This window comes from Streptomyces sp. NPDC032472 (assembly GCF_040636955.1).
Classification (GTDB): Bacteria; Actinomycetota; Actinomycetes; order Streptomycetales; family Streptomycetaceae; genus Streptomyces.
Map to the genome: position 1 here is coordinate 1 of NZ_JBEZVK010000157.1, position 5775 is coordinate 5775.

At 74.1% G+C, this 5775-nt stretch carries 6 protein-coding genes; 3 read left to right on the top strand and 3 right to left on the bottom strand.

Annotated features, from left to right (window positions below; genetic code table 11):
* Window positions 1-246: 246 nt before the first annotated feature.
* Complete coding sequence (locus AB0F11_RS37360) at window positions 247-621, bottom strand: hypothetical protein (protein ID WP_362184144.1); 375 nt, start codon at window positions 619-621, stop codon at window positions 247-249.
* Between the two features lie 87 nt (window positions 622-708).
* On the opposite strand from AB0F11_RS37360, the gene AB0F11_RS37365 reads away from it, so the two are divergent.
* The 3 genes from AB0F11_RS37365 (at window position 709) to AB0F11_RS37375 (ending at window position 2926) form a co-directional block, all read left to right on the top strand.
* Window positions 709-1446, top strand: a complete 738-nt coding sequence (locus AB0F11_RS37365) for a DUF72 domain-containing protein (RefSeq protein WP_362184146.1) — start codon at window positions 709-711, stop codon at window positions 1444-1446.
* Window positions 1447-1552: 106 nt separating this feature from the next.
* Window positions 1553-2200: a DUF4360 domain-containing protein gene (locus AB0F11_RS37370; protein ID WP_362184149.1), complete on the top strand. Its 648-nt coding sequence runs from the start codon at window positions 1553-1555 to the stop codon at window positions 2198-2200.
* Window positions 2201-2248: 48 nt separating this feature from the next.
* Window positions 2249-2926 (top strand): DUF4360 domain-containing protein, encoded by a 678-nt coding sequence (locus tag AB0F11_RS37375; protein WP_362184152.1) that lies wholly within the window; start codon window positions 2249-2251, stop codon window positions 2924-2926.
* Window positions 2927-2972: 46 nt separating this feature from the next.
* Here the strand turns inward: AB0F11_RS37375 and AB0F11_RS37380 are convergent, their stop codons facing one another.
* A complete protein-coding gene (locus AB0F11_RS37380; protein WP_362184155.1) occupies window positions 2973-4448 on the bottom strand; it encodes an Ig-like domain-containing protein in 1476 nt (491 codons plus the stop codon).
* 207 nt (window positions 4449-4655) lie between these two features.
* On the bottom strand, window positions 4656-5775 hold a 1120-nt coding region (locus tag AB0F11_RS37385), incomplete at its 5' end, for an ABC transporter substrate-binding protein (RefSeq protein ID WP_362184158.1).

Consider the following 5775-nt stretch of genomic DNA (forward strand, 5'->3'; position numbering starts at 1 on the left):
CGCGGAGCCCCAAGGATCCCGGCTCCGCCGGGCACCGGGCTCCGCCCGGACCCGCGCCTCAAACGCCGGCGGGGCTGGTTTTCCGCGCCCCCTGCCTTCGACCGCAGGCGTCGTTGTCTGCCCTGCTTCCGAAGCCGGGGGCTGGCCATTTCAGCCTCGCCGGCATTTGCGGCGCGGGGTCTGGGGCGCTGCCCCAGACCCCGCCCTCGGGGGTGCGACCGCCGGGGCCAGGGGGACCGCCGGGGGCTAGAGGCGTTCTTCCATGCGGATGGCTTTCTCCAAGTCCTCGTGGGCGTCGCCCTCGCGACCCTCCTGCTGTTCCAGCAGGGCGGCGGCGATCGCGTCGAGCTTGCGCTGGATCGCGTGCTCGGCCCGCCGCTCCGTGTTCTTCAGCAAGGCCAGCAGCAGCAGGGACACCGCCCCGATGGAGTCCCCGGCCAGGTGCTGCCATTCGATCGGCAGCCCGGCGGCGTGGACGGCGAGGAAGCCCGCCACCAGGATCACGCACAGCACGGAGAAGACGGCGGAGCTCGTGAAGTTCGAGGCGAGCTCGGCCAGCCGCTCGAAGCGGCCCGCATGGTCCTTGCCGTCGCTGCGTTCCGCAGGATGCTGGAAAGTCATGCCGGGCGCCTGCCCGGCCGAGGGCCCGGCACACTCCCGGCCCCCGGCCGGATGCGCCGCGCCCCGCGCCCCGCCATCATCGGCACCATGCCCGTGCTCGTCGGAACCTCCGGATGGCAGTACCGGGACTGGGCGGGCGTCCTCTACCCCGCCGGCCGGCCGCAGCGCCTCTGGCTGGAGGAGTACGCCGGCCAGTTCGCCACGGTGGAGAGCAACAACGCCTTCTACCGGCTGCCCTCCCCGGAGACCTTCGCGGCCTGGCGCGAGCGCACCCCGCAGGGGTTCGTCATGGCGGTGAAGGCCAGCCGCTTCCTGACCCACATCAAGCGCCTGCGCGAGCCCGCCGAACCCGTGGCCCGGCTCATGGGGCACGCCGCCGCCCTCGGCGACCGGCTCGGCCCGGTCCTGCTGCAGCTGCCGCCCACCCTGCGCGCCGACCCGCAGGCCCTGGACGCCTGCCTGGCCTGTTTCCCGCCGGGGACCCGGGTGGCGGTGGAGCCCCGCCACCCCTCCTGGTGGCATCCGGACGTGCAGGCGGTGCTGACCGCCCGCGCCGCCGCCCTGTGCTGGGCCGACCGCGGCTCGCGCCCGGTGACCCCGCTGTGGCGCACCGCCGACTGGGGCTACGTCCGCTTCCACGAGGGCCGGGCGCAGCCCTGGCCGCGCTACGGGCCGCGGGCCCTGCGCACGTGGGCGGCCCGTATCGCCGACACCTGGCCCGAAGGGGCGGACGTGTTCGCGTACTTCAACAACGACCCCGGTGGTGCGGCGGTCCACGACGCGCGCGCCTTCCGCGCCCTCTTCCCCTCCCATTCCGGCCAGTAGCCGCCCCCCGCCGGGGTTGGCCGTTTCCCGGCCTTCCCAGTCCCCGCACCGCGTGGTGGCATGTCCATGCCGAAATCGCGGCGACTCCGGATGAATGGAGAAACGCATGGTGCTGGGACGCAAGCTGGCCGTCGGGACGGCGGTGGCGGCCTTGTCCGCACTGGCCCTTCCCGCCCAGGCCGATACGGCCACCTATCCGCCCGGGAGAATCACCGTCGACGTCGTCGGCGTCAACGGATCGGGGTGCCCGCAGGGGACGGCGAGCGTGGCCGCCGCCTCCGACAACACCTCCTTCACCGTCACGTACAGCAACTACCTCGCCCAGGCGGGAGCCGGATCCAGCGGGACCGACTTCCGCAAGAACTGCCAGCTCGCCCTGCAGATCCACGTGCCGCAGGGCTTCACGTACGCCATCGCCCGCGCCGACTACCGCGGCTTCGCCCACCTCCAGCGCGGGGCGTACGGCCAGGAGCGCGCCAACTACTACTTCCAGGGCATGGCGCAGACGGCCCGCACCACCCACCAGTTCAACGGCCCGTACAGCGACAACTGGCAGGCCGCCGACCAGACCGACTACGCCGACCTGGTCTTCGCGCCCTGCGGCGAGGAGCGGAACCTCAACGTCAACACCGAACTGCGGGTCTACCCGGGCTCGTCCAGCCCGCAGTCCCTGAGCTTCATGAGCATGGACTCCACCGACGGCAGCGTCAGCACCGTCTACCACTTCGCCTGGAAGGAATGCCCCGGGGTCTGACACGGCGTGAGTGCAGGAACCACCGAATCACGGTCAGGAGAGACAACGATGTCCCGTTCCCTGTCCCGCACCCTGTTCACCGGCGCCGCGGCCGCCGCGCTGATCGCCACGGCGACGCCCGGTGCCGGGGCCGCCGGCCACACCCCGCAGATCACCGCACCCCCCGACAAGATCGTGATCGAGCTCGCCACGGTCAACGGATCCGGCTGCCGCGAGGGCACCGCCCAGGTGGCCGTCGCCCCCGACAACACCGCCTTCACCGTCACCTACAGTGACTACCTGGCGCAGGTCGGCCCCGGGGCGCCGCCGACCTCGTTCCGCAAGAACTGCCAGCTCAATCTGCGCGTCCACGTTCCTTCCGGATTCACCTATGCGATCGTCCAGGCGGATTACCGCGGATTCGCATTCCTCCAGCCCGGCGCATGGGGCCAGGAACGGGCCAACTACTACTTCCAGGGAATGCCCCAGACCACCCAGCGCACCCACCAGTTCAACGGCCCGCACAATGACAACTGGCAGGCGACCGACAAAACCGAGTACGCGGACCTCGTCTGGGCGCCCTGCGGCGAGAAACGAAACTTCAACATCAACACCGAACTGCGCGTCAATGCGGGAACGTCCAACCCGCAGGCCGTCACCAGCTTCATGACGATGGACTCCACGGATACCAGCGTCAGCACCCTGTACCACCTCGCCTGGCAGGCGTGCCCCAACCCGCGCCGCTAGGACTCACAGACGAACCGGCCGACCGTCAGCGGCCGGTGCGGCGGCATCAGGTCAGGGGCTGCAGCCGGGACGCAGTGCGCGCCGGCGGCTGCGACACCGTCACCGGGGCCGGCTCGGGCGCCCCCGCGAGCGCGCTGCCCGCCAGCCAGTCCCGCCAGTCGACGTTCCAGTCGCCGAAGCCGTTGTCGAACGGCGCCATCGGCTCGCCGCCGCTGTTCACCACCCGGACGATGTCCCCGATCCGCACCGTGTCGAAGAACCAGGCCGCGTTCGCCGTGCTCATCCCGGTGCAGCCGTGGCTGACGTTCTCCTCGCCGTGCGAGGCGACCGACCAGGGCGCGGCGTGGACGTACTCGCCGCTCCACGTCACCCGCGTCGCGTAGAAGACGGGCATGTCGTAGAACTCGCTCGTGCCCTTCTGGATGCCGACGCTGTCCCCGCGCATCCGGACCTTGTACTCCTGGCCCAGTACGACCTTGATGCCGGTCCGCGTCCGGAACCCGGCCTTGCCGGTGGTGACGGGGATCCTCCGCAGTACCTGCCCGTTGCGCCGTACGGTCATCTCGTGCGCGGCGGCGTCGGTGAGCGCCTCGACCCGGTCCCCGACGGTGAAGTCCACCGGCTCCGACCGGCCTCCGTACGTGTGCTCGTCGACCTCCACCCCGTCCAGCCCGCTGCGCACGTGCACCACCGCGTGCGCCGGCCAGTACGTACGCGGCCGGTAGTGCAGCGTCGAACCGTCCACCCAGTGCCAGGCGCCCTCGACCGCGGGCTCGGAGGTGACCTGGAGCGCCCGCTCGACCAGGGCGCGGGCCTCCGGGTCGGAGGCGGGGACCGGCCGGCTCAGCGCGGCCGTGACGATCTGCCCGGCGCCGTACGTGCCCGGCCGCGGCCCGAACTCCGCCGTCAGGCGGCCTCCTTGCGCGGGCGGCGCCGTCCGGAACGCCAGGGTCGCCCCGACCGAGGTCCCGGCTGCGTCCTGCGCCCCGACGCGGACCGTGTACCGCTCGCCGGCCCGCAGCGGCTCGGTGTTGGTCCAGCGGCGGCCGTGGCGGTCGAGGGCGCCGCCCACGTAGCGCCCGTGCGCGTCGCGGACGGTGACGTCGGTGAGCTGCCCCGGTTCGGCCAGGCCGATGTCGAGGGGGCCGGCGGCGTCCGTCGGCAGCAGGACCGTGTGCCCCGGTCCGGGCGCACCGGATCCGGCCGCCGCCTGCAGCACGGCCCCCGCCCCGCGGGCGGTGGCCCGCACGCGCTGCCGGTGCAGGCCGGCGCACTTCCCGTCGCGGGACGCCTCCACGGTGCAGGCCGGGGTGTTCGCGCCGGGGCCGGCCTCCAGGGAGCGGCCCACCAGCAGCGTGACGAAGGCGTCCGCGTGGCCGCCGAGGTAGGCGGTCCCGGCGCGCTGCGGGACGCTGCCGGGCGCGGCGGCGACCAGGAGGGCCACGCCGGTCACCGCCGCCACGACGGCCCACGCCCGGTGCGCCCGGCTCCGCCGCGGCTGCTCCGCGCGCCCAGTCTGCACGCGTCCTGTCTGCGCCTGCCCCGCCTGCCCCGCCTGCCCCAGTCCTGTTCCTTGTGCATCGTGCGTCGATGGCATCGGCCCGCTGCCCTCCCAGATCGCCCCTGACCGGATGGCAGCATCACAGCGCCCGCGAGCCGAAATAATGATCATTCACTCGGGATGTACGGCCGAACGGGCGCACAGGAGAACCCCGACGGCGTAGCGCGCTCAGCCAGCCGTGGTCACGTCCGCGTACGGGCCGAGGTACCGGAACGCGCCCGCCCGGACGTCGTGCAGGTGCGCGACCCGGGTGCCGGACAGCATGTGCGTGTCCTCGTCGAAGGCCAGCGGCTTCGCGAGCCCCTGGTACGGCGTGCGGAAGATCCGCCGGGACAGCCCCGGCCGGTCACAGCCCTCGCCCTCCAGGCCGCCCAGCGCGGCGGCCACCAGCCCCACCGCGTCGTAGGCCTCCAGGGCCCAGCGGGCGGGCGGCTGCCCGTACGCGGCCCGGTGCGCGGCGACGAACCCGTCCGCGCCCGGCACCCCCGCGGGATCGGCGAAGTAGGTGCCGAACAGCCACCCCTCGCCCGCCGCACCGGCCTCCGCCAGGAACGCCGGCTCCATCACCCGCCCCGTGCCCATCCGCGGCCCCGCGAACCCGGCGGCGGCCAGCGCCCGCGCGAAGGCCCCGGCCCGTTCCGCGGAGGTCCCCGCGTACACGGCGGCCTCGGCGCCCGCCCGGATGAGCGCGTCCACGGCCCCGGCGAAATCGGCGCCGCCCGCCGGGACCCGGTGGACGCTGACCGTGCCCTGCGAGGGCGGGCTCTGCTGCAGGGCGCGGGTGAGCTGCCAGTCCGCTCCGCCCGGGCCGCCCTCGTCCTCCACCACGGCGGTGCGGTGCACGGGCCGTACCCGGGTCAGGTAGTGCAGCACCGGCAGCGCGATGCCCTCGGCGCCCGCCCGGGTGTCGACCACCGTCCGCCACTGGGCCTGCGAGGCCTGGCCGCTGTTGACCGCCACCAGCAGCAGCGCGAGGTCGGCGGCCAGGCAGGCCGCGGCCAGGGCGGGGACCGGCGCCTCCCAGGTGGGGCCGATGACGGCGACCACGGCCGGGTCGGCGACCAGCTGCTCGACGGCCCGCTTCGCGCGCGCGGCGTCGCCTCCGTCGTCCGCGGTGCGTAGGGCCAGCCGGAACGCGGCGTCCTTGCGGGCGTTGTGCCGGTCCACGCCGAGCCGGACACCCCGCTCGTGCGCCTGCCCGTCCGCCGCGCCCGGGCCGCTCAGGTCGGCCTGGAGGGCGAGCGCGTACGTGGGCGGCGCGCCGCCGGAGGGCTGGTCCCCGCCTCCC

Bases quoted from the DNA above. Each gene is read 5' to 3' on its own strand.
- AB0F11_RS37360 (WP_362184144.1), bottom strand. From the start codon at position 621: ATGACTTTCCAGCATCCTGCGGAACGCAGCGACGGCAAGGACCATGCG.
- AB0F11_RS37365 (WP_362184146.1), top strand. From the start codon at position 709: ATGCCCGTGCTCGTCGGAACCTCCGGATGGCAGTACCGGGACTGGGCG.
- AB0F11_RS37370 (WP_362184149.1), top strand. From the start codon at position 1,553: ATGGTGCTGGGACGCAAGCTGGCCGTCGGGACGGCGGTGGCGGCCTTG.
- AB0F11_RS37375 (WP_362184152.1), top strand. From the start codon at position 2,249: ATGTCCCGTTCCCTGTCCCGCACCCTGTTCACCGGCGCCGCGGCCGCC.